At 41.6% G+C, this 26771-nt stretch carries 21 protein-coding genes; all 21 read left to right on the top strand.

Features of this window, described 5'->3' with window-relative positions:
- The first annotated feature begins 111 nt into the window (after nt 1–111).
- The 21 genes from BS1321_RS00685 (at nt 112) to BS1321_RS00580 (ending at nt 26601) form a co-directional block, all read left to right on the top strand.
- The gene (locus tag BS1321_RS00685; RefSeq protein WP_063233556.1) at nt 112–522 is read left to right on the top strand and encodes a CoA-binding protein; all 411 of its coding nucleotides are present in this window, start codon (nt 112–114) and stop codon (nt 520–522) included.
- Between the two features lie 388 nt (nt 523–910).
- Nucleotides 911–2896, top strand: coding sequence for a DNA topoisomerase IV subunit B (parE, locus tag BS1321_RS00680; RefSeq protein WP_063233557.1), 1986 nt, complete (start codon nt 911–913; stop codon nt 2894–2896).
- Nucleotides 2886–5330 carry a DNA topoisomerase IV subunit A gene (gene parC, locus BS1321_RS00675; RefSeq protein ID WP_063233558.1) on the top strand — a complete coding sequence of 815 codons (2445 nt, stop codon included), beginning with the start codon at nt 2886–2888 and terminating at the stop codon, nt 5328–5330. Before parE ends, parC begins: the two co-directional genes overlap by 11 nt.
- Before the next feature lie 336 nt (nt 5331–5666).
- Entirely contained in the window at nt 5667–7268 is a 1602-nt protein-coding gene (locus BS1321_RS00670; RefSeq protein WP_063233559.1) for a long-chain-fatty-acid--CoA ligase, read from the top strand.
- A gap of 40 nt (nt 7269–7308) precedes the next feature.
- Complete coding sequence (locus tag BS1321_RS00665) at nt 7309–8460, top strand: acyl-CoA dehydrogenase family protein (protein WP_063233560.1); 1152 nt, start codon at nt 7309–7311, stop codon at nt 8458–8460.
- Between the two features lie 26 nt (nt 8461–8486).
- The gene (locus BS1321_RS00660) at nt 8487–9662 is read left to right on the top strand and encodes an acyl-CoA dehydrogenase family protein (protein WP_063233561.1); all 1176 of its coding nucleotides are present in this window, start codon (nt 8487–8489) and stop codon (nt 9660–9662) included.
- A 20-nt stretch (nt 9663–9682) separates the two neighbouring features.
- A complete protein-coding gene (locus BS1321_RS00655) occupies nt 9683–10447 on the top strand; it encodes an SDR family oxidoreductase (protein WP_063233562.1) in 765 nt (254 codons plus the stop codon).
- Between the two features lie 18 nt (nt 10448–10465).
- On the top strand, nt 10466–10918 hold the full coding sequence (locus BS1321_RS00650) for a MaoC family dehydratase N-terminal domain-containing protein (protein WP_063233563.1): 453 nt from the start codon (nt 10466–10468) through the stop codon (nt 10916–10918).
- Nucleotides 10915–11316: a MaoC/PaaZ C-terminal domain-containing protein gene (locus BS1321_RS00645; protein WP_063233564.1), complete on the top strand. Its 402-nt coding sequence runs from the start codon at nt 10915–10917 to the stop codon at nt 11314–11316. The genes BS1321_RS00650 and BS1321_RS00645 overlap by 4 nt, the downstream gene beginning before the upstream one ends.
- Before the next feature lie 373 nt (nt 11317–11689).
- Nucleotides 11690–13378, top strand: a complete 1689-nt coding sequence (locus tag BS1321_RS00635; RefSeq protein ID WP_232522839.1) for a sigma-54 interaction domain-containing protein — start codon at nt 11690–11692, stop codon at nt 13376–13378.
- Nucleotides 13379–14090: 712 nt separating this feature from the next.
- Nucleotides 14091–14954 (top strand): branched-chain amino acid ABC transporter permease, encoded by an 864-nt coding sequence (locus tag BS1321_RS00630; protein ID WP_063233567.1) that lies wholly within the window; start codon nt 14091–14093, stop codon nt 14952–14954.
- Between the two features lies 1 nt (nt 14955).
- Entirely contained in the window at nt 14956–15951 is a 996-nt protein-coding gene (locus tag BS1321_RS00625; RefSeq protein WP_063233568.1) for a branched-chain amino acid ABC transporter permease, read from the top strand.
- 2 nt (nt 15952–15953) lie between these two features.
- Nucleotides 15954–16718: an ABC transporter ATP-binding protein gene (locus BS1321_RS00620; RefSeq protein ID WP_063233569.1), complete on the top strand. Its 765-nt coding sequence runs from the start codon at nt 15954–15956 to the stop codon at nt 16716–16718.
- The gene (locus BS1321_RS00615) at nt 16711–17418 is read left to right on the top strand and encodes an ABC transporter ATP-binding protein (RefSeq protein WP_063233570.1); all 708 of its coding nucleotides are present in this window, start codon (nt 16711–16713) and stop codon (nt 17416–17418) included. Before BS1321_RS00620 ends, BS1321_RS00615 begins: the two co-directional genes overlap by 8 nt.
- Before the next feature lie 22 nt (nt 17419–17440).
- Complete coding sequence (locus tag BS1321_RS00610) at nt 17441–18622, top strand: ABC transporter substrate-binding protein (RefSeq protein ID WP_063233644.1); 1182 nt, start codon at nt 17441–17443, stop codon at nt 18620–18622.
- Nucleotides 18623–19017: 395 nt separating this feature from the next.
- The gene (gene murQ, locus BS1321_RS00605; protein WP_063233571.1) at nt 19018–19926 is read left to right on the top strand and encodes an N-acetylmuramic acid 6-phosphate etherase; all 909 of its coding nucleotides are present in this window, start codon (nt 19018–19020) and stop codon (nt 19924–19926) included.
- An 11-nt stretch (nt 19927–19937) separates the two neighbouring features.
- The gene (locus BS1321_RS00600; RefSeq protein ID WP_063233572.1) at nt 19938–20795 is read left to right on the top strand and encodes a MurR/RpiR family transcriptional regulator; all 858 of its coding nucleotides are present in this window, start codon (nt 19938–19940) and stop codon (nt 20793–20795) included.
- A gap of 32 nt (nt 20796–20827) precedes the next feature.
- A complete protein-coding gene (locus BS1321_RS00595) occupies nt 20828–22198 on the top strand; it encodes a PTS transporter subunit EIIC (RefSeq protein WP_063233573.1) in 1371 nt (456 codons plus the stop codon).
- Nucleotides 22195–23205, top strand: a complete 1011-nt coding sequence (locus tag BS1321_RS00590) for a MupG family TIM beta-alpha barrel fold protein (protein ID WP_063233574.1) — start codon at nt 22195–22197, stop codon at nt 23203–23205. Before BS1321_RS00595 ends, BS1321_RS00590 begins: the two co-directional genes overlap by 4 nt.
- A gap of 203 nt (nt 23206–23408) precedes the next feature.
- Nucleotides 23409–25349, top strand: coding sequence for a glycoside hydrolase family 3 protein (locus tag BS1321_RS00585; RefSeq protein ID WP_063233575.1), 1941 nt, complete (start codon nt 23409–23411; stop codon nt 25347–25349).
- 13 nt (nt 25350–25362) lie between these two features.
- The gene (locus tag BS1321_RS00580) at nt 25363–26601 is read left to right on the top strand and encodes an exo-beta-N-acetylmuramidase NamZ family protein (protein WP_063233576.1); all 1239 of its coding nucleotides are present in this window, start codon (nt 25363–25365) and stop codon (nt 26599–26601) included.
- Nucleotides 26602–26771 lie beyond the last annotated feature (170 nt).

The following is a 26771-nucleotide window of genomic DNA, read 5'->3' as shown; positions in this document are numbered from 1 at the left end:
TCGAAACTTATTCTTTCTTGTATAATGGTTTTTCTTAATAATGGTAATAACCAGCTTAAGGAATACTCTATATTCAAATATTACATTTTATTATAAAGGGGATGGAAAAGAATGATAGAAAATCCAAGCAGAGAAGAAATGGGAAAGATGTTGAAAAAATCGAAGCGCATCGCTATCGTTGGTTTATCTAACAACCCTGAACGCACTTCTTATATGGTATCTAAGGCCATGCAGGAAAGCGGTTATGAAATCATCCCGGTAAACCCTGCTGTATCTGAAGTGCTGGGTGTCAAGGCAGTTAAAGCCCTGAAAGATATTGAAGGGCACGTCGATATCGTCAATGTTTTTCGCCGTTCAGAGTTCCTTCCCGAGATAGCCAAGGAATTTGCAGAAATCGATGCAGATATCTTTTGGGCGCAGCTAGGGGTGGAAAATGAAGAAGCCTATAATTTTTTGAAAGAAAAAGGATATACTGTCATCATGAATCGATGCATAAAAGTCGAACACGCCCTTACTAAGTAAAATGAAGAGCGGAACTCCCGCTCTTTTTTTAAGGTATCGCTGTATCTCCCCGGAGAAAAACTAAAATGCAGCCATAGCGGGCATTGAGCGATCGGGCAAATTTATGCCATTAAGGCTTAATTTGATTAAAATAATAAAAGTATATTTGCCAAATGAAAATTTACCGCTACAATTAGAATGGTAGCTATGATACGTTTTCATGTTCCAATCAAAGATGCTAACGCTAATAAAAGGGACGAAAAAAATAGAACACTTGTTCTTTGTTCGTGAAAGTATTATACTTTTTATATGATATTAACGTATGAATGTATTTGTTAAGCTAGTGAGTCATTTCATTGCAGTATGATTTGGCCCGGAAATTGTGTTTAGTAAGGAAAGGGGAATTTCTGTGGCAAAGAAAGTAAAAACAATCGAGTACAATGATGATGCAATTCAGGTACTGGAAGGACTCGAAGCGGTCAGAAAACGTCCCGGTATGTATATCGGCAGTACTGATGCACGCGGACTTCATCATTTAGTGTACGAGATTGTAGATAACTCCGTAGATGAGGCTTTAGCTGGATATGGAGACCAAATAAGTGTGAAAATACATAAAGATAACAGTGTAAGTGTGTCAGATAAAGGGCGTGGAATGCCTATTGGCATGCATAAATTGGGTAAACCGACGCCTGAAGTCATTTTGACGATTCTTCATGCTGGAGGTAAATTTGGACAAGGCGGATATAAAACGAGTGGAGGCCTACATGGAGTCGGTGCTTCGGTCGTTAACGCGTTGTCTGAATGGCTTGTCGTGACGATCAAAAGGGACGGATTCATTTACGAACAACGTTTTTTCAATGGCGGAAAGCCAGAAACCACTCTGGAGAAAATCGGTAAAACCAATCAAGCTGGGACCAAAATCCACTTCAAGCCTGACCCGAAAATATTTTCGGTGACGACTTTTAATTATGATATCTTATGTGAGCGTCTTCGCGAATCGGCTTTTCTTTTAAAAGGCATGAAGATAGAATTGACGGATGAACGTAACGACCATAACGAAACTTTTCATTATGAAAATGGAATTGAGGCGTTTGTGGATTACTTAAATGAAGAAAAAGAGACCCTTCATAGTGTAGTCAGCTTGGAAGGGGAACAAAATGGGATAGAAGTAGATCTCGCTTTTCAATTCAATGATGGTTATTCAGAAAATATTTTAAGCTTTGTAAATAACGTTAGAACGAAAGACGGAGGCACCCATGAGATTGGCGCAAAAACGGCCATGACACGGGCATTTAATGATTATGCCAGAAAAATGGGGCTATTGAAGGAAAAAGATAAAAACCTCGAAGGTACCGATATACGTGAAGGCTTGTCTTCAATCATTTCTGTACGTATCCCTGAAGAACTTCTTCAATTCGAAGGACAAACCAAGAGCAAGCTTGGAACCAGTGAAGCCCGTTCTGCAGTCGATTCCATCGTATCAGAGCACTTAGCCTACTTTTTTGAAGAAGATCCGACCACCAGTACATTATTGGTTAAAAAAGCGATTAAAGCTTTCCAAGCAAGGGAAGCGGCGCGCAAAGCTCGTGAAGACGCAAGAAGCGGGAAGAAACGGAAAAAATCCGATGCCATCCTTTCTGGGAAATTAACACCGGCTCAATCGAAAAATCCCGAACGGAATGAATTGTATCTTGTAGAAGGGGACTCTGCTGGGGGATCCGCTAAACAAGGGCGCGATCGCCGTTTCCAAGCAGTCCTGCCATTACGTGGTAAAGTTATCAATACGGAAAAGGCAAAACTAGCGGATATTTTTAAAAACGAGGAAATAAATACGATCATCCATGCCATCGGCGGGGGTGTCGGGGCGGAGTTCAATACGCCGGACACCAACTATGATAAAGTTATCATCATGACTGATGCCGATACGGATGGGGCCCATATCCAAGTGCTGCTGCTGACTTTCTTTTATCGCTATATGAAGCCGTTAATAGAGTCAGGAAAGGTTTACATTGCCTTGCCCCCTTTATATAAAGTGAGTAAAGGGACCGGGAAGAAAGAAGTTATTGAATATGCTTGGAGCGACGAGGAACTTCAGGGAGCGATAGACAAGGTGGGGAAAGGCTATATGATTCAGCGCTATAAAGGGCTGGGTGAGATGAATGCCGATCAATTATGGGATACCACCATGAACCCGGAAACAAGGACATTGATACGTGTGAAGATCGATGACGGTGCCCGTGCGGAAAGACGTGTGACAACGTTGATGGGAGATAAGGTTGAACCGCGTCGTAAGTGGATTGAAGCCAATGTCGCTTTTGGTCTCGAAGAGGAATCGAATATTTTAGATAATGAAAATATGTCGATTGAAGAGGAGGTCAATAACGATGGTATTTGAAGAAACATTTCGTGATTTGCCGCTTGAAGAGGTAATTGGTGACCGTTTCGGGCGTTATAGTAAATATATTATCCAAGATCGGGCACTACCTGATGCAAGGGACGGTTTAAAACCGGTACAGCGCAGGATATTGTATGCGATGCATGTCGAAGGAAATACTCAGGAAAAAGGATTTAGGAAATCCGCAAAAACGGTCGGTAATGTAATTGGTAACTATCACCCTCACGGAGATTCATCCGTTTATGAGGCAATGGTTAGAATGAGCCAAGACTGGAAGCTGCGGAAGGTCATGGTCCAAATGCACGGAAACAATGGTAGTATTGATGGTGATCCGCCTGCTGCGATGCGTTATACGGAAGCAAGGCTTTCATCAATTGCCTCCGAGATGCTGCGGGATATTGAAAAAAGGACGGTCGATTTTGTACCGAACTTTGATGATACTTCAGAAGAACCCATTGTATTGCCTGCAATGTTCCCTAACCTGCTTGTAAACGGCTCTACAGGAATTTCAGCCGGCTATGCTACTGAAATCCCGCCACATCAACTAGGTGAAGTCATTGATGCTGCCATTATGCGAATCGATAAGCCGGAAGCGACAGTAGCTGATTTAATGACGGTCATTAAAGGGCCGGATTTTCCTACTGGCGGTATAATTCAAGGAATTGAAGGCATTCGTAAGGCCTATGAAACAGGTAAAGGGAAAATAATCATTCGCGGGTTGGCGGAAGTGGAAACGATTCGGGGCGGCAAACAGCAAATCGTCATCACTGAAATCCCATATGAAGTCAATAAAGCCAACCTTGTTAAGAAAATGGATGAGTTCCGTCTAGACAGGAAAGTGGAAGGTATCGCCGAAGTAAGGGATGAAACCGACCGTACAGGACTGCGCATTGTCATCGAACTGAAAAAAGAAGCAGATGCAAATGGAGTCCTGCATTATTTATACAAAAATTCCGATCTCCAAATTGCATACAATTTCAATATGGTCGCGATTTATAAAAAACGGCCAACATTGATGAGCCTGCCAAAAATGCTCGATGCATATATCGAACACCGTAAAGAGGTAATCGTGAATCGTTCACGTTATGAGTTGCAAAAAGCTCATGACAGGGCACATATCGTCGATGGTTTAGTGAAGGCTTTATCCATATTAGATGAAGTCATCGCTGTTATCCGGGCATCTAAAGACAAACGGAATGCTAAAGATAACCTCATTGCTAAATTCGCTTTTACAGAAGCGCAAGCTGAAGCCATTGTCTCCTTGCAGTTATATAGGCTGACGAATACGGATATAACAGCACTTGAAGCAGAGGCAGCGGAATTGAAGAACAAAATTGAGGAATTGACAAAGATTCTTGGCAGTGAAAAAGTTCTTCTTCAAGTAATTAAAAAAGAACTTCGATTCATTAAAAAGGGCTTTGATGACGGACGGCGTTCCAAAATCGAAAAAGAAATTGAAGAAATCAAAATCAATCTTGAAGTCTTGATTGCAAGTGAAGACGTGATGGTTACCGTGACGAAAGAAGGCTATGTCAAACGGACATCGTTACGATCTTATGCAGCATCAGGCGGTCTTGATTTTGGCATGAAGGATTCCGATCGCATGCTCCAGAGACTGGAGATGAATACAACAGATGTCCTGTTGCTGTTCACATCCAAAGGGAACTACCTCTATTGTCCAGTTCATCAGCTTCCTGATATTCGCTGGAAGGAAACCGGTCAGCATATCGCGAACATCATTCCAATAGACAGGGAAGAACAAATCATAAAAGCGATTCCAATCAAAGATTTTACCCTGCCGGAATTCTTAGTGTTCATCACGAAAAATGGTATGGTGAAAAAGACAGAATTAGCTTCCTATAAAGCCCAGCGTCATTCAAAACCGCTGGTTGGTGTTAATTTAAAAGGTGACGATGAATTGGTCGATGTCCATCATACCGATGGACAGGCTGACCTTTTCCTAGTCACTCATAACGGATATGGTTTATGGTTTGATGAAGAAGAAGTAAGTGTTGTCGGTGTCCGGGCAGCAGGAGTCAAAGGGATTAATTTGAAAGAAAATGACTATGTCATTGGCGGAAAGGTTTTGGCCAAGGATAGTAAAGAATCGATCTTTATCGTTACACAGCGTGGGGCCATAAAGAAAATGAAATTAACCGAGTTTGAAAAAACGAGCCGGGCAAAACGCGGTGTCGTGGTCTTGAGGGAATTGAAATCGAATCCTCATAGGGTCATTGGTTTCGATATTATTAACAAAACCGACAGTTTATTCATTCTTTCTGAAAAGGGAACCATTGAAACGATTCATGCCGCTTCATTAAAAAATCATGATCGATATACGAATGGTTCATTTGTTTTTGATGAAACGGTTAGTGGAAAAGCGAAAGAATTATGGAAAATATCATTGGAAGATGACTCTGCCATAGAGCAGTGAATCATTTTTTGAACGGGATGCTGATCTTAATCAGCATCCCGTTTTATTTTCCTATAAATGACCAGTTATATCCTTCAAGAAAATAATCCCCACATGCCCCGAACTAAAAGTTGAGTTGTTTTACGAAAGCAATTTCTCAATTCAAAAATGACTTATTGAGTCAAATTTAAATCCTAGTATTATGAACCTAATATCATCAAGAGCGCAGCAAATAATTCAATTTTGAATTTCACCATTAATTGATTCAACGTAATATAACGATTTGTTTTTGGCACACTCCTTGCATGTTGTTAGTATGACTTCTTTATTTTTTTGAATGAAGAAAGGGGAGGGCCAATGGATAGACCTTGGAAAAAGCATATCCCGAAAGGAAATCCAATAGAGATTGATATTCCTGAAATGTCTTTGACAGAACTATTTTATCAATCAGTCGAACAATATTCGGATAAAACAGCGGTTACGTTCATGGAGCAAAGGTATACATATTCAGAGCTGGGGAAGTTAGTGAAAAGATGTGCCCGCTTGCTTGCTGATGAAGGTATTAGAAAGGGAGATCGTGTGGCTCTTATGCTTCCTAATTGTCCCCAATATCCAATTGGGTTTTTTGGAACTCTTTTGAATGGAGCCATTGTTGTCCAAATCAATCCAATGTATAAGGCGAACGAATTAATACATGTCTTGAAAGATTCAGGTGCAAGGCACATCATTGTGCTCGACGATTTATTGCCAATAGTTGAAGCCGTTATAGCTGAAACCGATGTTGAAAAGGTGTTGAGCGTGTCGCTGGAAAAGGGCAAATGTGAAATGACAAAAAAGCTACTATCAGTAACAGAGGCGGATTTCACAGTGGAGATTGAACCTGCCGAAGATGTTGCCGTCCTCCAATATACAGGAGGAACGACAGGACGTTCTAAAGGGGCGATGCTAACCCATCGTAATATCGTAGCCAATACGCTGCAAAGTGCAGCCACTTCAAGAATCAATACTCAAAAGGGGAAGGAAAGGGTACTTGGCGTTTCCCCATTATTTCATGTTTACGGTATGACTTCAGGGATGAACCTGACGTTTTATAATGGCGGGGAATTAATTCTTGTATCCCGGTTTGAGGTGACGGAGATCGTCGATTTAATCAATAATATTAAACCGACTATTTTTCCGGGGGTCCCGACGATGTATATTGCTTTATTACAATATTACCAGTCCCATCCATTTGATTTGCATACATTGAAATCTTGCGTTTCGGGTTCGTCACCATTGCCATTGAATGTATTGTCAAGGTTTAACGAATTGAGTGGAACAAAGATTGCAGAGGGCTATGGTCTGTCCGAGGCGTCACCAGTCACGCACCGGAATCCAGTTAGCGGCCTGCAAAAACCAGGAAGTATCGGGGTTCCTATACAAAATACTGATGCCGCCATAATTGACAGTATTACAGGAGAGCCAGCCCTCTTGGTTGATACACCAGGTGAATTGGTCATAAAGGGACCACAGGTAATGAAAGGTTATTGGGGCATGCCTGAAGAGACGCAGCAGACGATTCAAAACGGATGGCTGCATACTGGTGATATTGCCAAGATGGATGAAGATGGCTTCTTTTACATTGTGGGACGGAAGAAAGAGATGATCATCGCAGGCGGATTCAATATTTATCCAATTGAAATTGAAGATATTCTATACAGCCATCCTAAGGTTCTGGAAGCTGCCGTCTTTGGCGTTCCCGATCAATATCGCGGTGAAACGGTACATGCTGCGGTAGTTCTAAAACCAAGTGAAAGGATAACTGAAAACGAATTGAAGGATTATTGCCGAAGGCAGCTCGCTGCATTTAAAGTTCCAAAAGCAATCACATTTGAAAGTGAACTTCCGAAGACGGCGGTCGGTAAAATCTTAAAACGCAAACTTCAAGAAAAACATATCGCTTATTCGGATAAAATATGAAAGCGTTAACAACTAATTCGCAGATAAAGGGTGAATGCAAATGGACTTTCGCTTAGATGAAGACATCCTGCTATTAAAAGAAAATATACGCCAGTTTATCGAAGAGCAAATCGATCCATTTTCCATGCAGATAGAGGATGAAGATCATATCCCAGAATCCATTATAAATTTATCGAAGGAAATCGGGCTATTCGGACTTAGTATCCCGGAAAGGTATGGAGGGCTCGGAATCGGGATGGTGGGAAAATGTGCTTTATATGAGGAAATAGGCAAAACACATAATGGATATACCACTCTGATTGGGGCTCACACCGGTATAGGGACGGTAGGGATAGTTGAAATGGGCAATGAAATGCAAAAGGAAAAGTATCTACCAGATATGGCAAGCGGTAATAGAATTGGCGCTTTTGCTTTAACTGAGCCTGCTGCGGGATCCCATGCTACGAATCTCAAAATGACCGCTGTCAAAAATGGCGATAAATATATTCTAAATGGAACTAAGCATTATATAACGAATGCAGATGTAGCAGATATTTTTACAGTTATGGCCGTAACGGACAAAGATAAAGGGGCAAAAGGAATCACCTCATTCATAGTAGAAAAAGATTTTCCAGGTTTTAGAGTTGGTAGCCTGGAAAGGAAGATGGGTCTTCGAGGCTCACATTCGGCCGAATTGGTTTTTGAAGATTGCGAAGTTCCGGCTGAAAATGTACTGGGGGACGTCGGCCAAGGGTATGTAAATGCATTGAAAATCCTTGCAAATGGCCGGGCAGGCCTTGCTGCACGTAATTTGGGTTCCTGTCAATACCTGCTCGATCTATCTACTAAATATGCCACAGAACGTGAACAATTCAATGTCCCGATCATTGATCATCAAGCCGTATCCCATATGATTGCCGAGATGGCAATGGAAATAGAAGCACTTCGCTCATTCACATACCGGGTTGCATGGATGGTCGATCAGAAAGAAAAAATCATTAAAGAAGCGGCAATGCTTAAGTTGTATGGTTCGGAAGTATATAATCGTGTCGCTGATAAGGCCGTTCAGATTCATGGCGGGATGGGATACATGAAGGATTATCCAGTTGAACGTTTCTATCGGGATGCTCGAATCACTAGAATATATGAAGGCACGTCCGAAATCCAAAAAAATATCATTACCGGACAATTGAAGAGAAAATATCAAAACTAGTCTAATTGGAAAGCGGAGGGATTAAAATGGATTTACGACTATCAGATGAACAAAAAATGGTACAAAAAACAATACGCAAATTCGTGGAAAATGAATTGATTCCCTTAGAAAATGAAGTGCTTCGCAATGAAATGGCAGGAAAACCTAGTTTGCCAGAGGGGACATTGAAAGATTTACAGGAAAAAGCAAAAAATGCTGGGTTTTGGGGCATCAATACTCCGGAGGAATTTGGCGGGGCAGACTTAGGGCAGCTTATGATGGCAATTGTCTTGATGGAAGTATCAAAAACGTTTGTACCATTCAGTTTTGGAGGTTCGGCTGATAACATACTTTATTATGCAAATGAAGAACAGAAACAGAAATATCTGATCCCTACGATTAATGGTGAGAAAAAGTCCTGTTTTGCCATGACGGAGCCGGGGGCTGGGTCAGATACGCGAAATATTAAAATGACGGCAGTAAAAGAAGGGAACGAATGGGTGCTTAACGGTGAAAAAACTTTCATTACAGGAGGAAATGATGCCGATTTCGTCATGGTCATTGCTGTAACCGACAAAGAACGTCATCAAGCAACCGGAACGGAAGGGGTAACCTGTTTCATTGTAGACCGTGATATGGGCTGGAGATCAGAGTATATCAATACGATGGGAGAATGGGGACCGGCCGGTTTAGTTTTTGATAATGTCCGGGTACCCGAAGAAAACATCTTAGGGGAAGTGCATGGCGGTTATAAACTAGGCTTGGAATGGATTGGTTTTGCAAGATGGATCGTGGGCGCACGCGCTGTCGGTTCTGCAGAAAGATTGCTGCAAATGGCTATAGAATACGCTAAAGAACGAGTCACATTCGGTAAACCGATCGCTGAGCGCCAGGCCATTCAATGGCAGATAGCTGATTCGGCTGTAGAGATCGAAGCTGCAAGATGGCTTGTATTGAATGCGGCTTTTACACTTGATAATGGAGAAGACAATCGCCATTTAGCTTCAATGGCTAAACTCTATGGAGCCAATATGGGGAATAGGGTCGTTGATCGCGTATTGCAGATACACGGTGGCATGGGCTATACGAAGGAGCTTCCAATCGAACGTTGGTACCGCGAGGCTAGGCTTTGGAGGATTTATGATGGTACGGATGAAATACAGCGTATGATCATTTCCCGAAATTTGATTAAGGGGCATGTTAAATTAGGACAATTCTTATAATAGATTAGGAGGAAACGATTATGACAGGGAGATTTTCAGGGAAAACGGCTTTAGTTACAGGTGGAAGCAGAGGGATTGGCCGGGCGATCGTCGAACTATTTGCCAGTGAAGGCGCAAACGTAGCGATTATCGATATCAACGAAGAGGTTTTGACATCAACTGGAAATGAATTAAGGGATAAGGGTTATACCATTTTCACCAAAGTGGCGAATGTGGTCAATTCCGAAGAGGTGGAAGCATCCATAAAAGAAATAGCCGACACATTCGGATCGCTCGATATTCTCGTGAATAATGCTGGGGTCATCCGAGATAATCTACTTTTTAAAATGACCGATTCAGATTGGCAGACGGTAATGGATGTGCATTTAAAAGGTACTTTCAATGCAGTACGTGCTGCCCAGAAGCATATGGTGGCAAATAAATACGGAAGAATCATCAATATATCATCCACTTCGGCTCTCGGGAACCGCGGGCAGGCTAATTATTCAGCCGCTAAAGCTGGGCTTCAAGGGTTAACCAAAACACTAGCGATTGAACTTGGAAAATATGGGATAACGGCTAATTCGGTAGCACCAGGTTTTATCGAAACCGAAATGACGAAAGAAACAGCTAGGCGGGTGGGAGTGAGTTTTGAGCAATTCATCCAGGATAGGGCAAACAGTATTCCTGTTGCCAGAAGCGGTTTGCCAAGTGATATTGCTCATGCTGTTGCATTCTTTGCCGATGAAGCTTCCTCATTCATTAGTGGGCAGGTTTTATATGTTGCGGGCGGTCCAAAAAATTAAGGGAAAAGGCGGGATGTTATGTTCAACGAAAGTATTGGAAAACGATCCACCCCCGTTAAAAATATAGTTGAACGCGGAGCCGTTAAAAAATTCGCATTATCGATTGGTGATCCCCACCCGATTTTCATTGATGAAGAAATAGGCAGGCAATCAAGGTACGGAACGAATATCGCTCCACCAACTTTCCCAAGGGTCTTTGATTTTGGGACGATTGAAAGCTTACATCTCCCGAATAAAGGGTTGATTCACGGTGAGCAGATATATCGCTATAACAGGCCGATGAAGGTAGGGGAAGAAATCACCTGTTATACGGAAGTGAAAGACTATTATGAGAAAAAAGGGAAACAAGGGGAAATGGGATTTTTAGCCTTTAAAAATTATGGGACGGATGCGAATGGGGAAATTGTCTTCACTGCTGAACAGCTTGTCATTATAAATGAAACGATCAGAAGGATGGTGATGAGTAAGTGACGACATTAACCGAACTTCATATTGGTGACTCGTTACATTCAATCGAGCTTGCACCTGTAACGCGATTGGACCTCATTAAATATGCCGGCGCATCAGGTGATTTCAATCCCATTCATACGATTGATGAGGAAGCAAAAAATGCTGGTCTTCCCGGTATCATCGCACATGGAATGTGGACGATGGGAAACCTCGCAAAGCTTTTCAGTAATCTTTATGAAATTGGATTTATCGAAGAATACAAGATTCGTTTCAAAGGTATGGTTTTCTTGAATGATGTCATAACTCTTCAAGCGGATCTAAAAGAAAAAACTGGGAATAGATATTTTTTCAATGTAGCGGCCACTAACCAGTCAGGTAAGGAAGCGATCAGTGGAGAGGTTATTTTTAAGACTTACTGATGGTCTCATCCCGAACCATGAATTTAAAACAAGGTTTTTTCTGTTCTGAAACCCTCTCTAGATTGAACAAATTCGCGACACTCCTGCCGAATAACTGGCTAGCCAAGACCCCACAGACGCTTGCTTTGATGCGGCTTGGCAGACAGTCGGCGGAAAGGGAGTGGATTTCTAAAATCCATTCGAATTTTTTAAGGGAAAAAACTGTAGGCAAACTGATCTTCTTTTAATTTGATTAAAGTCTGTAGTGATGAAAATTATTTCATCACTACTTTTTTTAGGAGCGAAATTCGACAATTTTAAAGGAGTTTCGAAATTTATCCAGAATTGTACTTAAAAAGAATTCTTTTTGCGGCGGTGAATAGTATTGAATCAAGTGAAACAGGATTCTCAGATTAATTTGCTCAAAGAGTGGACCTTTCCTGCACTGGTCGTGGATTCTGCAAATCGGATAAAGGATTGGGGCAACTATTTTAATCAATCGTTAAGTCAGAATGGTAATAATACACTAACCGAACAATTCGATGAGTGGCAATTTCTCGATAATAAAAGGCTTGCAGCTGCAAGGCTGCATGATAAACGGTATTTATTTCTATTAATGAAACAAATGGATACTGACAATATTCTATATATAGGCAGTGAAACACAATTTTTGGACGATTTATTGATTGATGCTCATGAAACGGATAAATTGAATCGCGCACTGGATGCCATTATCGAAAATTCCTATGATGGGATATACATCACCGATCAAGATGGAATCACGCTTTATACCAATTCGGCAATTGAACGGATCACTGGCATACCAAAAGAGTATTATATCGGCAAATCGGTGGACCAATTGATTAAACGCGGCATCTTGAATGCTTCGGTGACGCATAAGGTAGTGAAGCTGAGACGAACGGTATCAGTCGTACAGGATAATTTTGCTGGAAAGGAAACATTGATTACAGGAAGTCCCGTTTTTAATGCAAAAGGGGAAATAGAGCAAGTCGTTACGAATATAAGGGATTTATCTGATTTAAATGAACTGATGCATGAGTTGACGAAAGTTAATGAACTGAATAATCAATATAAGCAGGAAATAGAAAAACTGCGGAAGATAACAAGCAAGGATGGAGTCGTATTTGTCAGTGATAAAATGAAAATGATTTATGAGATTGCTGAAAGAATATCGGATATTGATGCGACCGTACTCATTCTGGGAGAAACGGGTGTTGGAAAGGATGTCCTTGCCCGCAATATTTATAATCGGAGCATCAGATCTAAAAAAGGAGATTTCATCAAAATAAATTGTGGGGCAATTCCCGCTGATTTATTGGAATCCGAGCTCTTTGGATATGAAGGAGGGGCATTTACCGGAGCCAATCAAAAAGGCAAACCAGGGATGTTTGAACTCGCAGAGAGTGGTATCTTATTCTTGGATGAAGTCGGTGAGCTTCCCCTGCAACTTCAAGTGAAGCTGCTTCGGGCCCTTCAGGAAAGGGAGATTCAAAGAATCGGAGGTACAAAGCCAAAGAAAATAGATGTTCGCATAATAGCAGCCACGAACCGAAATCTATCGGAAATGGTCAAATCGGGTGATTTTCGTGAAGACCTCTTTTATAGGCTGAATGTCATTCCGATTACGATTCCTCCTCTAAGGGAAAGAAGAGAGGATATCTTGGCATTGACTGACTTATTTTTAACAAAGGCAAATGAACAATATAAATTTTCAAAAGAAATAGATTCGAGGTTAAAAGAATATTTTTATCAACATGATTGGCCAGGAAATGTCCGTGAATTGATTAATATAGTGGAAAGGCTCGTCGTGCTGACGGATAATCAAATATTATCGATTAATGACCTTCCGGAAGAATATCAGCCGGAAAATCGGAATCAGCCGAACCTCAATGCTACCCAAACTTTAAAAGAAGCGGTGGAAAGAGCCGAAAAGGAAATCTTGACGAAAGCGGCTCAAACCTACCACACTACATATGAAATCGCAGAAGCCCTTGATTCCAGTCAGGCAACAATAGTGAGGAAACTTAAAAAATATCGATTAAAGGTCAGTGGAAAAGAATAGGTAAGTAAGGGGATTACCATTTATTGGTAATCTTCTTACTTTTGCTTATGTCTTAATTAGTCCATTGTAACTTTATGTTAAATCAAATTCTTTATTAATTCAGAAATGATTTTTTCAGTCAATAGTGAATGAAGGACATCCCGTATGGAACCGATGCTTTTGTTTTTTATAATTCATTAATGAATTCCCAGACTGGTGAATAGCCTTATTGACGGTGATTTAATGTTTGGCACGGCACTTGCATTTATAAACAGGAAATTAATCTACGGAATAAACCTCCTATAGAAGGTGCGAGGTGAAAGGGGTGAACGAACCAGAAGATTACCATAGGTAAACCGTTACAAAGAGAAGATGAATCATTGGCTATCCCTAAAAACAGCATATGCTTGTCAACACACCACTTAATCCTTAATTAGAGTCAATGAAACTATGATGATATCCAATTGAATTAAGTGGTCATTGAAATGAAAGCGCTAACAACAAACCGAGGGTTTATCAGCTCCTCCTTTGGTATCTCTGTGAAGAGAATATAGGGACATAAAACAAACAATTCCTATTTAATTGATCGTCTAAATTACTGTTCCTCCCGAGAGGTTGAGCCTGTGAGGAAATAATTGAAAATGTTTTTCGTCGCAGTTTCAAATATGGACAGGATTGTAGGCCAGGGAAAGAAAAGCAAAGTGAAATTCAATAATTTTCAAGGAGGAAGTAAATGGAAATTTTGATCCAGCAGCTTTTTAATGGTTTGACGATTGGCAGCGTATATAGTCTTGTTGCCCTGGGATTGACGCTAGTATATGGAATTTTGCATATCCCGAACTTTGCCCACGGTGCCCTATATATGTTGGGTGGATATATCACGTTGTCAATGATGACATTATATGGGGTCAATTACTGGATTGCCATGTTCGTATCCATTATCGTTGTTGGTTTGTTGGGAGTCCTTTTGGAACGTTTCGTGTTCCGCCTGTTAAGGGAGGCACCTCCATTGCATGATAAGATCGCCGCAATCGGAATTCTCCTTTTTCTTGAAGCTTTTGCCCAATTTGTCTGGGGTGCCGACTTCCATACAATGACTTCTCCATACGGCCAAGTGGTCAATATCATGGGCCTGACGTTCACACTTCAGCGATTATTGATCATCGTGTCAGCTATCGCAGTGATGGTTTTACTTTACCTTTTCCTAAAGAAAACTTATACCGGTTCAACGATAATAGCGATGTCCCAAAGCCGTGAAGGTGCGTCATTAGTGGGAATCAACATTAATAAAGTAGCAATGCTTACCTTCATGATATCGGGTGGATTAGCAGCCATCGCTTCATCCCTTGCATCACCGATTAACCTTGTTTTTCCCGGCATGGGGCATTTAGTCATCCTAAAAGCATTCGTCATTATCATATTGGGCGGGATGGGGAGCATCCCGGGGGCGATCGTAGGCGGATATATCCTAGGTTTCAGTGAGAGCCTGGGCGCAACTTATATTTCAAATGATTATAAAGACATCATTGCATTCATTCTATTAGTCGTAATTTTAACAGTGAAACCAACAGGTCTTTTTGCCAAGGGGGAGAGGTAGCGTGAGGATATTAACGAAAAGAAATGCGATTATTGCTCTTATCATCTTTGCTTTTTCATTCCCCTTTATCGCGCAAAACGACTATTATCTCCATATGCTGACACTTTCGTTCATCTGGGCGATAGCTGTTTATGGAATCAATTTATTATCAGGGTATACCGGATATCTCTCGCTTGCACATGCTGGATTTTTTGCCATTGGAGCATATTCACTTGGGCTGCTGACGGTAAAAGCAGGAATGAACTTTTGGCTGGCACTTGTATGTGCATGTTTAATCACATGTGCAATTGGATTTTTAATCGGATTGATCGCGCTGAGGACAAAGGAACACTTTTTCGCGATTTATACTCTATGTGTGGGTTACATCATATATCTGGTCATCGATAAATGGGAGGGTCTTACAGAGGGGGTTAGGGGATTGATCGGTATCCCTGCTCCTGGGAATATAGGCCCGATTACTTTCGATACGGCAGCATCCCAATATTATCTAGTCCTCATTTTCCTGCTTGCAGTGATTTTAATCGTGTATCGAATTATCCGCTCATTGACCGGCAGAACGTATATGGCTATCAGAAACAGCGAGGACCTTGCACAAACGATAGGTATATCCACAATGAAGAATAAGTTAACAGCATTTGTCCTATCTACATTTTTTGCAGGTCTGGCAGGTGCCTTGTATGCGTCATTCATACGGTTCATTGGACCTGATATCGGATCAACAGCCATAATGTTTGATCTATTAATGTATTTATTGGTTGGTGGAATCGGGACACTTTCGGGTCCGTTGGTAGGAACATTACTGTTAGTAATCCTTTCGCAGAATCTGCAATTCCTTCAAGAATACCGAATGTTGATATTCGGGCCATTGCTTACGGTGATCATCATCTTTTATCCGCGAGGAATCGCAGGGGCCTTCTTTGATTGGCAAAGAAAGCGAAAAGATAATAAGCTGCCCGGGGTGAGAAATGAAATGCACATAAAAGCGGAGGAGGGATGAATTTGCTTATCGAAACAAAGAATTTGACAAAACGGTTTGGTGGATTGGCGGCCGTCAATAATGTGGATTTTACGATTGAAAAAGGTAGAATCAATGCAATTATCGGACCAAATGGTGCAGGGAAATCCACTTTTTTCAACTTGATCAGTGGCTTTCATCGACCAACTTCAGGGACGGTCCTTTTTAAAGGGATTGATATCACAAAACTGCCTGCCAATGAAATAGCGGGGCTTGGAATTTCAAGAACCTTTCAAACGACAAGCCTTTTTGATCAATCGACCGTGTTGGATAATGTCATTGTCGGACATAGACTGCGAACCAAATCCAATTTGGTGGATGCGATTCTAAGGACAAAACGTTTAAAACGGGAGGAAGCGGCATGCAGGGATAAGGCAATGGAGGTGCTTGAAATAGTTGGATTGACGGAATCGGCTGACAGAATGGTCTCCAGCATCTCGCAGGAGGAAAAGAAAAGGACAGCCATTGCCCTTGCCCTTGCGACGGAACCGGAAATTATCTTTCTTGATGAACCTGCGGCAGGAATCAACCCGGATGAAACGGAAGGCTTGACAGAACTGATTAAAAAATTAAATCGATTGGGACTGACCGTTTGTTTAATCGAACACAAAATGCATATGATCATGAACTTGGCGGATCACATCATGGTCCTTAATTACGGAGAAAAAATTGCCGAGGGCACACCTAAGGAAATCCGCGGAAATGAAGCGGTGATTAAAGCCTATTTGGGAGGTAGTGCCAGTGCTTAAGTTAACCGATGTCGCCGTAAAATATGGGAGTTTCACTGCGATAAAACATGTGAATATCGAAGTTGCTAAGGGAGAGATCGTTGTTTTGTTAGGAGCTAATGGGGCAGGAAAAAGCACGACTTTTCGTTCCATAAGCGGAATCAGTAAGCTGTCCAAGGGGGAAATTCATTTTCTGGGCATGCCCATAGGCGGCCGTGCCCCGGATAAGAATGTTCAGGAGGGAATAGTTCAGTGTGCCGAAGGACGTAAACTGTTTCCACAGATGACCGTCCAGGAAAATCTGAGGATGGGTGCTTATGTGCATCGAAAGAAGAAAGCGGAGATCAAGGATTCCTTGGAGTACGTCTATCACTTATTCCCGATTTTAAAAGAAAAGCATCATGATGAAGCGGGAAGCCTGAGCGGCGGCCAACAGCAAATGCTCGCAATTGGAAGGGCTTTGATGTCGAAACCGAAATTGTTAATGCTTGATGAGCCTTCTGTGGGACTTGCTCCACTTATTGTCGAACAAATGTTTCAAGTCATTGAAGAAATAAACCGCGAAGGAATCACGGTCCTGCTTGCTGAACAAAACGCGAATGCTGCCCTCAGCATTGCAGATAAAGGATATGTTTTTGAAAATGGGGAAATTGTCGTTCAAGGAACAGCAAGTGAGTTATTAGCCAATGATGAAGTAAGGAAAGCGTATATTGGGGCCTGAAAAAATTGAATGGGGGATTTTTATGAAAAAACTGAAAGTATTATTTGTCTTTCTCCTGCTAATCATCACTGTTTTGACCGGGTGCAATAAAGGGGATAGCCCTGTGTCAAGCAGTGGCAGTAAAGGAAAAAGTGAAAATGTCGTTAACATCGGTTTTAGCGGTCCTTTAAGCGGGGCAGCAGCGTTATATGGGAAACGGACATTGAATGGTGTCGAAATGGCCGTCAATGAAATTAACGATGCTGGTGGGTTTGAAGTAGATGGTAAGAATTACACGCTGAATTTAGTCTCGTTGGATGATAAATACTTACCTAATGAAACAGGCTCGAATGCTAAACGATTAATTCAGGAATATGATACGCCGATCATTTTCACGCCTCATAGCGGAGGTGTGCTGGCACTTCAGGTTTTTAATGAACAAGAGGAATTCATCATTGGTGCATATACAAGTGAACCGGCAGTGACCAAGAGCGGAAATTCATTAACCGTTCGAATTCCACCGAATTACGAGGGGTATATCGAACCTTTTACAACATATGCAATGGAACATTTCGGCAAGAAAATTGCCGCTTTGCCAACATCTTCGCAATACGGTAAAGACTGGACGGAAGCGGTGCTCCCAAATTGGGAAAAACAAGGCGGAAAAGTCGTTTATAATTCCTCGATTGATTTCGCCAAAGAAACCGATTTCTTTACGATTGTAACAAATGCCTTGAAAAAAGATCCTGATGTGCTATTTATCGGTGGTGCTTCGGAACCTACGGCAAAAGTAGCGAAGCAAGCTCGGGAGCTAGGATTTAAAGGCGGTTTCATCATCATGGATCAAGCAAAGCTGGATCAAATGAAGCGTATTGCAGGGTCATATGAAACATTGGAAGGCTCGATTGGCGTTCTGCCACTGATGGACTCAGATGAAGAAGCAGTGCCTGCTTTCGTTGAGAAGTATCAAAAAAATTATAAAGAAGATCCAAGCTCCGAAGTAGGTTTGAATTATATCGCCATGTATGCGTTTGTGGAAGCGATGAAATCTGCAGGCAGCGTTGATGATGCCAAGGCCATCCGTAAACATATGCAAGATGGACTTTCAAATATAGGGCCAGACCAAAAAATATACGATATTCCCTCGATTGATGAAAATGGAGGATTTGCATCAAGTATTGTAGTCGGTGCAGTAGAAAACGGGAAAGTAGTCCCTGTCCGTTAACTGGGTAAAGGGTTGCAGGTGTTCCATTTCTGGCGTAGTATACTAGTTTAGCATTTTGTTAAATTACTTGTTCGTGTATCGTTCCTAATCATAGGTGACGGTACACGTTTTTTATTGTTGAGTAAATCTTGGGGTGTAAATTCACCAAAATTAGTAGGCTCCTTTGGGTAAAATATTGGCACACGCAGAAAGCGGCTATGGATGCAAATTTAATTTAAATCCGGCATTGGGGTTTTGAGGAAAGAAAAATGCTAATTAACAAATCTTACAAAAATATCTTGTATCCGAGTAATGAAAACGCTATCATTGAATATAATATGAAATATAATTTCATTAATTTCTATTAAAAAATGAAATTATATTTAAGTGATTGATATAGGAGGATTTAATTGTCTATGGAAGAACATTTGCGTTCATTAACGACTGAATTACGGAACGAAAAGACGATGAATATCGACAGTGTAAATACGATGGAAATCATTTCTGCAATCAATAAGGAAGATTTTAAAGTGGCAGCAGCGGTTCAGGAGGTATTGCCAGAGATTGAAACGGTAGTTGAATGGGCTTGCGAATCGTTAAAAAAAGGAGGGAGACTCATATACATCGGAGCAGGAACGAGCGGAAGACTCGGTGTTCTGGATGCAGTGGAATGTCCCCCGACTTTCAGCACACCACCTGATAGGGTGCTGGGAATAATCGCAGGAGGGGAAAAGGCGTTTGTTCGGGCTGTTGAAGGAGCAGAGGATAAAGAAGAGTATGGGGAATGTGATTTAATTGACGTGGACCTTACAGCAAATGATACGGTAATAGGCATTGCGGCAAGCGGCCGCACCCCTTATGTGAGGGGCGCTTTACGTTATGCCAGAAAAGTTGGGGCTAAAGCGGTGGCTTTATCATGCAATAAAAACGCGAGCATCACGGAAGCAGCTGATATAGGGATTGAAGTGGTGGTCGGACCGGAAGTGTTAACAGGATCCACGAGAATGAAAGCGGCAACCGCACATAAAATGGTACTCAATATGATCTCAACGGCAACCATGATCCGGTTGGGAAAAGTCTATGAAAATCTGATGGTTGATGTAAATGTAAGTAATCAAAAACTGAAGGACCGTGCAATTAGCATCATAGAAACTGTAACGAATGCTGACTATGATCAAGCTTTGAATACGCTTGAAAAGGCAAATAATCAAGTTAAACCAGCGATTGTCATGATCTCAACGGCAACAGATTATGAAAAAGCAATTGAGTTATTGGAAAATACGGATGGAGATGTCAGAAAAGCCATCTCGATCTATGAAGATTAAGGAGGGAAGCAATGGCTACAGGAGGATTATCCATCATACAGACGATGTTGAGCAAGCTGCCGCAATCAGAACAAAAACTAGCAGAATATATTCTTCAGAATCCTCATGAAGTTGTGAACAGCACTGTACAGGAATTAAGTACGTCTGCCCAAACAAGCGGGGCTGCTGTTATTAGGTTGTGTAAATCGCTTGGAATAAAAGGTTTTCAAGATCTGAAAATAAGGATTGCTGGAGATTTGATGAAGACCGTTGAACAGGGCTACCGGGATATCGAGCCGTCCGAATCACTGTATCGGATTGTGGAGAAAACAACGAGTAATTCGATTCAGACCATCCGGGACACATCTGAAATCATCGATCACGATAATCTCAAACATGCAATAACGCTGATGCTGGAAGCTAAAACCGTCCACTTTTGCGGTGTGGGTGCTTCGAATATAGTTGCTGCTGACGCTCAGCAAAAATTACTTCGCATCAATAAAGGGGCAACGGCTTTTACAGATATGCATTTAGTTGCAACCCTGATTGCAAATGCAGATGAAAATGACATCGTTTTTGCCATTTCATTCTCAGGGGAAACACCAGAAGTTGTCAATATACTGAAGCTGGCAAAAGAACGTGGGGTAAAAACGATCGGGCTGACTCATTTTGGTCAAACAACGGTATCCTCTTTGTGTGATGCCACACTGTATACATCCTTTTCGAACGAAGCACCGTTTCGAAGTGCAGCAACATCTTCACGATTGGCGCAATTATATATGATTGACATTTTGTTTTTGGGGATGGCTTCAGAGCAATATGAAGAGACTGTCCAATATATTGATAACACCAGGTCTGCCATTAAATCGATGACAGATCGATATAAATGACTAATACGAGATTTGACAAAGGGGGCTTTTGAATGAGTAAGGGGGATAAGTACGCCAGTTTAGCAGAAGAGTTATTGGGGAAATTGGGTGGGGCATCCAATGTTGCCGATGCTGCACATTGTATGACCAGACTAAGGGTACTGCCAATCGATCGTTCGAAAGTAAAAATTGAAGATATAAAAAATACGGAAGGCGTTTTTGGCGTCATTGAAGAGGAAACGATACAAATCGTCCTCGGGCCAGGCGTGGTGAACAAGGTTCATACAGAATTTGAAAAGCTTCTGGAGGAAGCTTCTGGCGATTTGAACTTAAAAGAAGTAGCCTCGAAGAATAAATCAGAGATTGATAGGAAAAACGCAAAACCGTTTAAACTTTTTTTACGCAGGATTGCAAGTATTTTCATCCCTTTAATTCCCGCCTTAGTGGCATCAGGTTTGATTACCGGTATTACAAAAGCAATCGTTCAAGCGGGCTGGCTTGCAGCAGAATCGCAATTAGCCATCATTTTAACCGTTATCGGATCGGGGCTGTTTGCCTACTTGGGGATTTTGGTTGGTACCAATGCAGCAAAAGAATACGGTGGATCACCTGCACTTGGTGCACTGGCAGGTATCTTGGTCATTAACCCTGCCGTCGGCGACATTTCATTGTTCGGTGAAAATTTGCTCCCTGGCCGCGGTGGGTTGATAGGAGTCCTCTTTGCCGCTATTTTCATAGCCTTGGTGGAAAAACAGGTCAGGAAATTCATTCCTCAATCACTGGATATCATTTTGACGCCAACCATCGCTTTACTCATTACTGGAATTGTCACTTACATTGTATTTATGCCGGTAGGAGGGTTTTTATCGGATGCCATTACTACTGGGTTATTGAATGTATTGGATTTCGGTGGTGTTGTAGCGGGATTCGTGCTTGGTGCGGCCTTCCTCCCTCTAGTCATTACTGGTTTACATCAAGGTTTAACGCCTGTCCATCTAGAATTGATCAATTCGATTGGCGATGATCCACTGCTTCCCATTTTGGCAATGGGTGGCGCGGGCCAAGTGGGAGCGGCATTTGCCATCTATATGAAAACGAAGAAAGCAAGTTTGAAGAGAGCTATCGGAGGAGGCCTTCCTTCCGGGATGCTTGGTATCGGTGAACCCCTTATATTTGGAGTGACCCTGCCATTGGGCCGGCCTTTCTTAACTGCATGCTTAGGTGCAGGAGTAGGTGGAGCATTCCAAGCTCAATTCGGAATTGCAACGTCGTCCATCGGTGTGTCCGGACTGCCGCTTACCTTTTTAGTTCATCCAAACCAAATCGGACTGTTCCTAGCTGGGTTGTTCATTTCCTATATAGCAGGATTTATTTTTACGTATCTGTTTGGATTCAAAGATGAAATGGCGGTTGAATTCAAGTGATCGGAATCTCTTTTTATCTACAAGATCCGCATGCAGAAACACAAATCATCCATGCAGCTAACCTGGGAGTGAAGAAAGCATTTACCTCGCTGCATATTCCTGAAGAAAAGGGTGATCTCGTGAAGAGGATGATCAAGCTTTTAAAGCTTTCAGAGGCCTATGGAATGGAAATCCATGCAGATGTCTCATTAAATACGCTTGATCATTTGGGGATTAGCAAATTTACGGATTTATGGCCATTAGGTATTAAAGGTATTCGCCTTGATGATGGGTTTGATAACGAAATGATCATATCTTTATCGAAGGTGTTTTCACTCTCACTAAATGCAAGTACGTTGAATGAAGATGAACTTTTAGCCGTGCTTGAGGGAGGTGTGGAACCGGAAAGGTTGATAGCTTGGCACAACTTTTATCCAAGGCTTGAAACGGGACTTGAGGAAGAATTCTTTCATGATCAAAATCGAATGTTCAAGAAATACGGCATACCGATCTTTGCTTTCATCCCGGGTGCAGGAAGTAAACGCGGTCCTCTTCATGAAGGCCTTCCCACGCTTGAAAAACACAGGTTGATGAATCCTTACGCTGCCGGTATTGAGCTATTTCAGCATGTGGAAGGAGTTTACGTTGGAGATCAAGGAACGGAGAATAATCTGCTTGAGAATCTGACTGCTTATAAAAATCTAAATATTCTAACTGTTCGAATGGAATCCAACCTCTTACAAAGCGGTCAGTATAAATTGAGGCCAGATGTTTCTCAAGATGTTTTCCGGCTGCAGAATACACGGGTTACAGAAAATGTTGAGCCGAGTAATACAGTTGCACGCAGCCTTGGATCCATAACGATGGACAATGATGCTTACGGAAGATATCGGGGAGAGGTTCAAATTTGCAAGAGAGACCTAGGTGCAAATCACCGAGTTAATGTGATAGGGCGAGTTATAGAAGAAGATATTCCCTTGCTGTCCCTTCTAAAGCCTGGTCAAACGATAAAACTTATAAATGAGTGACCAATTGGGCTCTATGAATCAATTATAAATGGATATATTTCATGAAGGCTTGTAAAAAGAGGCGGCTGCTGGGATTCCCAATGCTGCCTTGATTTCTTTATAGGATCTATATAGTTCATTTCCATTCATTTTTACCCCTTCATGGAAGCGGATATGGAATTGTTGCTAGCAGAACTAAAAAGTATACAAGGGAGGAAGCCTAAATGATAAAAAGGATATGTGCCCCTGCTGGAATCGCATTATTCTTAGTTTTATCTATTCTGGGAGGGAATGCGACAGCAAAGGGATCAGAGAAAGAAAAATCAGAATCGGATATTCCGGAAATCGTAGAGAACATGACAATCGATGAAAAGGTCGGTCAAATGCTCATGCCGGATTTTCGTAATTGGCAAAAACAAGGAGAAGTGAAGGCAACCGGTTTTATTGAAATGAACTCAGAAGTTGCAAGCATCATTAAAAAATATCATCTTGGCGGTGTGATTCTGTTTGCTGAGAATGTAGTCGATACCGAACAAACGGTTCGGCTCACCGATGGTTTGCAGATGGCAAGCCCGGATCTTCCGCTGTTCATAACGATTGATCAGGAAGGAGGAATCGTGACTCGCCTTCAAACTGGAACGAACCTTCCTGGTAATATGGCACTTGGTGCAGCCAGAAATGAGAGTTACGCTTATCAATCTGGAGAAATCATTGGCAAGGAACTGTCGTCACTTGGCATAAATGTCAATTTCGGGCCGTCTGTCGATGTCAATAATAATCCCGGAAATCCTGTCATTGGTGTTCGTTCCTTCAGTTCTGATCCGGAACTTGTATCAAAGCTTGGCATTCAGACGATAAAAGGATTGCAAAATCAGAACATGATAGCTACGACCAAGCATTTCCCCGGTCACGGAGATACAGCAGTCGATAGTCATTATGGTCTCCCCCTTGTTTCTCATGATAAAGAACGTTTGCGTTCCATCGAGTTGGTTCCTTTCCAAAGAGCCATCGATGCTGGAGTTGATATGATGATGACTGCACATGTTCAATTTCCTGCATTCGATGACACTACGTATATCAGTAAAAAAGACGGTCAAGAAATTATGGTTCCTGCAACGTTGTCACATAAGGTCATCACGGGTCTATTACGTGAAGAAATGGGTTTTGACGGTGTTGTGGTTACAGATGCTTTGAATATGAAAGCAATAGCGGACAACTTCGGACAGGAAGAAGCTGTGGTCCTTGCTCTGAAATCTGGTGTTGATATTGCATTGATGCCTGCACAGGTTAATTCGCTTCAAATGGAAAAGAATATAACCTCTGTATTCAATGCAGTGAAGGCAGCAGTGGAAAGCGGGGAAATTCCTCTAGGTCAAGTCAATCAATCTGTAACGAGGATACTTGAACTGAAAGTGAAAAGAGGGATATTAAACCCTGATGATACTCCGATCGATAAAAAAATCGAAACCGCGCTTCAAGTGGTCGGGAATGAAGATCATTTGAAAAAAGAAAAGAAAATCGCGGAGGATGCCATCACTCTATTGAAAAATGAAGACAAAACATTGCCTTTCAAACCTAAGAAAAATGATAAAGTTTTAATTATTGCTCCTTTTGATGACCAAGTTGAATCCATGTCCAGGAGCATCAGCGAATTAGCTGATAAAAAGAAAATAAAGAAAGTCCAAATAACGGGTATGAGTTTTTCAGGAAAGTCATTTACAGATCAAGTGGCCAGACTCATTGATGAAACGGACTTTGTCATAACTGGTTCCTATATTGTCAAAAACGATCCGGCTGTCAATGATGGAGTGATAGATGATAGCATTCAAGATTCGTCGAAGTGGGCAACAGCCTTCCCTAGAGCGGTCATGAATCATGCTAAGAAGAAAGATAAAGAATTTGTTTTAATGAGTTTAAGAAACCCTTATGATGTTGCAAACTTTGAAGAAGCGAAAGCGGTTCTTGCTGTTTACGGGTTCAAAGGGTATTCGAATGGGCGTTATAGACAGCCAAATATCCCGGCAGGCATCTCGACCATTTTTGGAGAATCAAAACCTAAAGGCACGTTGCCGGTCGATATACCATCAGTAACTAAGCCCAATGAAAGCCTTTATAAATTTGGATATGGAATAGATATTAAATCAGGAAGACCCTTTAAAAAATAGGGAGGGAAGCAATTTGAAAAGAATGATAATCCTATTTACCATTTGTTTGTTGACTTTCGGAATCGTTTTCTCAAAAAGTGTAACCGCTGTTAAAGAGAAGAAAAAACAAAAGGTCAGTCCCGGTATTGAAGTTCTATTAAAAGATGAAAAGAACGTGTTAAGCGGAAAGAAAGTCGGCTTGATTACGAATCCAACTGGCATAGATTCAAAATTAACCAGCATCGTCGATCTACTTAATGATGATCCGGATATTAATTTGACAGCGTTATTCGGTCCTGAACATGGAGTGCGCGGAGATGCGCAAGCTGGTGCAAGCGTTGAATATTATATTGATGAAAAAACAGGGTTGCCCGTTTATAGCTTATATGGCAAAACGAAAAAACCGACGCCAGAAATGTTAAAGGATGTTGAGGTCCTTGTTTTTGATATCCAGGATGTCGGAACACGCTATTACACTTATATCTACACGATGGCTTATGCAATGGAAGCAGCCAAAGAAAATGATATCCCCTTTATCGTGCTGGACCGGCCGAATCCACAAGGCGGGGAGTCGGTAGATGGGCCGGTACTTGAACCTGAATTCTCATCATTTGTTGGTTTGTACCCAATACCGCTTAAGCATGGGATGACTGTTGGGGAACTCGCGACTTTGTTCAATAAGGAATTTAAAATTGGTGCTGATCTAAGAGTCATCAAGATGAAAGGCTGGAAGCGAGATATGGATTATGACGATACTGGTCTCCCGTTTGTCTTGCCGTCACCGAATATGCCGACAGTTTCCACTACGTTCGTATATCCGGCTACAGGTTTGATCGAGGGAACGAATGTCTCGGAAGGCAGAGGAACGACTAAACCATTCGAGTTGATTGGTGCTCCTTATATAAACAGTGATGAGCTTGCTGGGAAATTAAATGCATTAAGGTTACCTGGTGTAAAGTTCAGGGCAGCCTCCTTTACACCTACATTTTCAAAACATGCAGGTAAACTTAGCCACGGAGTGGAAATTTATATAACTGATAGAGAGGAGTTCAAGGCTGTCCCAACTGGACTTCACATCATCAAGACCATTCAGGACCTATATCCTGGTGATTTCGAATTCCTTGCAGCCAATAATTTCAATTTATTGATTGGCAATGGCTGGGTAATGTCAAGAATTGAAGAAGGTTCATCTGTAAATGAAATCATGAAAGAATATCAAGTAAAGCAGGATGCTTTTAAAAAGGTTCGCAAAAATTACCTACTCTATAAATAAGTGGAAAAAGAAAAGTCCGGATGGACTTTTCTTTTTTTTATGAACCTTCGAAGGAGGAGTAAATCGCTAAGACTTTATTCCTGAATATAGCCAAATTTATAAATGAAATGAAGTTCTAAAATGGAAGGAACCGTTGTCTAATAGAATATGGGGTTTGCCCTAAATCAGTA

The organism is Peribacillus simplex NBRC 15720 = DSM 1321 (assembly GCF_002243645.1).
GTDB lineage: Bacteria > Bacillota > Bacilli > Bacillales > DSM-1321 > Peribacillus > Peribacillus simplex.
This window is presented reverse-complemented; position numbering and strand designations above follow the sequence as displayed.

Bases quoted from the DNA above. Each gene is read 5' to 3' on its own strand.
- BS1321_RS00650 (WP_063233563.1), top strand. From the start codon at position 10,466: ATGTTCAACGAAAGTATTGGAAAACGATCCACCCCCGTTAAAAATATA.
- parC (WP_063233558.1), top strand. From the start codon at position 2,886: ATGGTATTTGAAGAAACATTTCGTGATTTGCCGCTTGAAGAGGTAATT.
- BS1321_RS00655 (WP_063233562.1), top strand. From the start codon at position 9,683: ATGACAGGGAGATTTTCAGGGAAAACGGCTTTAGTTACAGGTGGAAGC.
- BS1321_RS00595 (WP_063233573.1), top strand. From the start codon at position 20,828: ATGAGTAAGGGGGATAAGTACGCCAGTTTAGCAGAAGAGTTATTGGGG.
- BS1321_RS00630 (WP_063233567.1), top strand. From the start codon at position 14,091: ATGGAAATTTTGATCCAGCAGCTTTTTAATGGTTTGACGATTGGCAGC.
- BS1321_RS00685 (WP_063233556.1), top strand. From the start codon at position 112: ATGATAGAAAATCCAAGCAGAGAAGAAATGGGAAAGATGTTGAAAAAA.
- BS1321_RS00600 (WP_063233572.1), top strand. From the start codon at position 19,938: ATGGCTACAGGAGGATTATCCATCATACAGACGATGTTGAGCAAGCTG.
- BS1321_RS00665 (WP_063233560.1), top strand. From the start codon at position 7,309: ATGGACTTTCGCTTAGATGAAGACATCCTGCTATTAAAAGAAAATATA.
- BS1321_RS00670 (WP_063233559.1), top strand. From the start codon at position 5,667: ATGGATAGACCTTGGAAAAAGCATATCCCGAAAGGAAATCCAATAGAG.
- BS1321_RS00610 (WP_063233644.1), top strand. From the start codon at position 17,441: ATGAAAAAACTGAAAGTATTATTTGTCTTTCTCCTGCTAATCATCACT.
- BS1321_RS00660 (WP_063233561.1), top strand. From the start codon at position 8,487: ATGGATTTACGACTATCAGATGAACAAAAAATGGTACAAAAAACAATA.
- murQ (WP_063233571.1), top strand. From the start codon at position 19,018: ATGGAAGAACATTTGCGTTCATTAACGACTGAATTACGGAACGAAAAG.
- BS1321_RS00585 (WP_063233575.1), top strand. From the start codon at position 23,409: ATGATAAAAAGGATATGTGCCCCTGCTGGAATCGCATTATTCTTAGTT.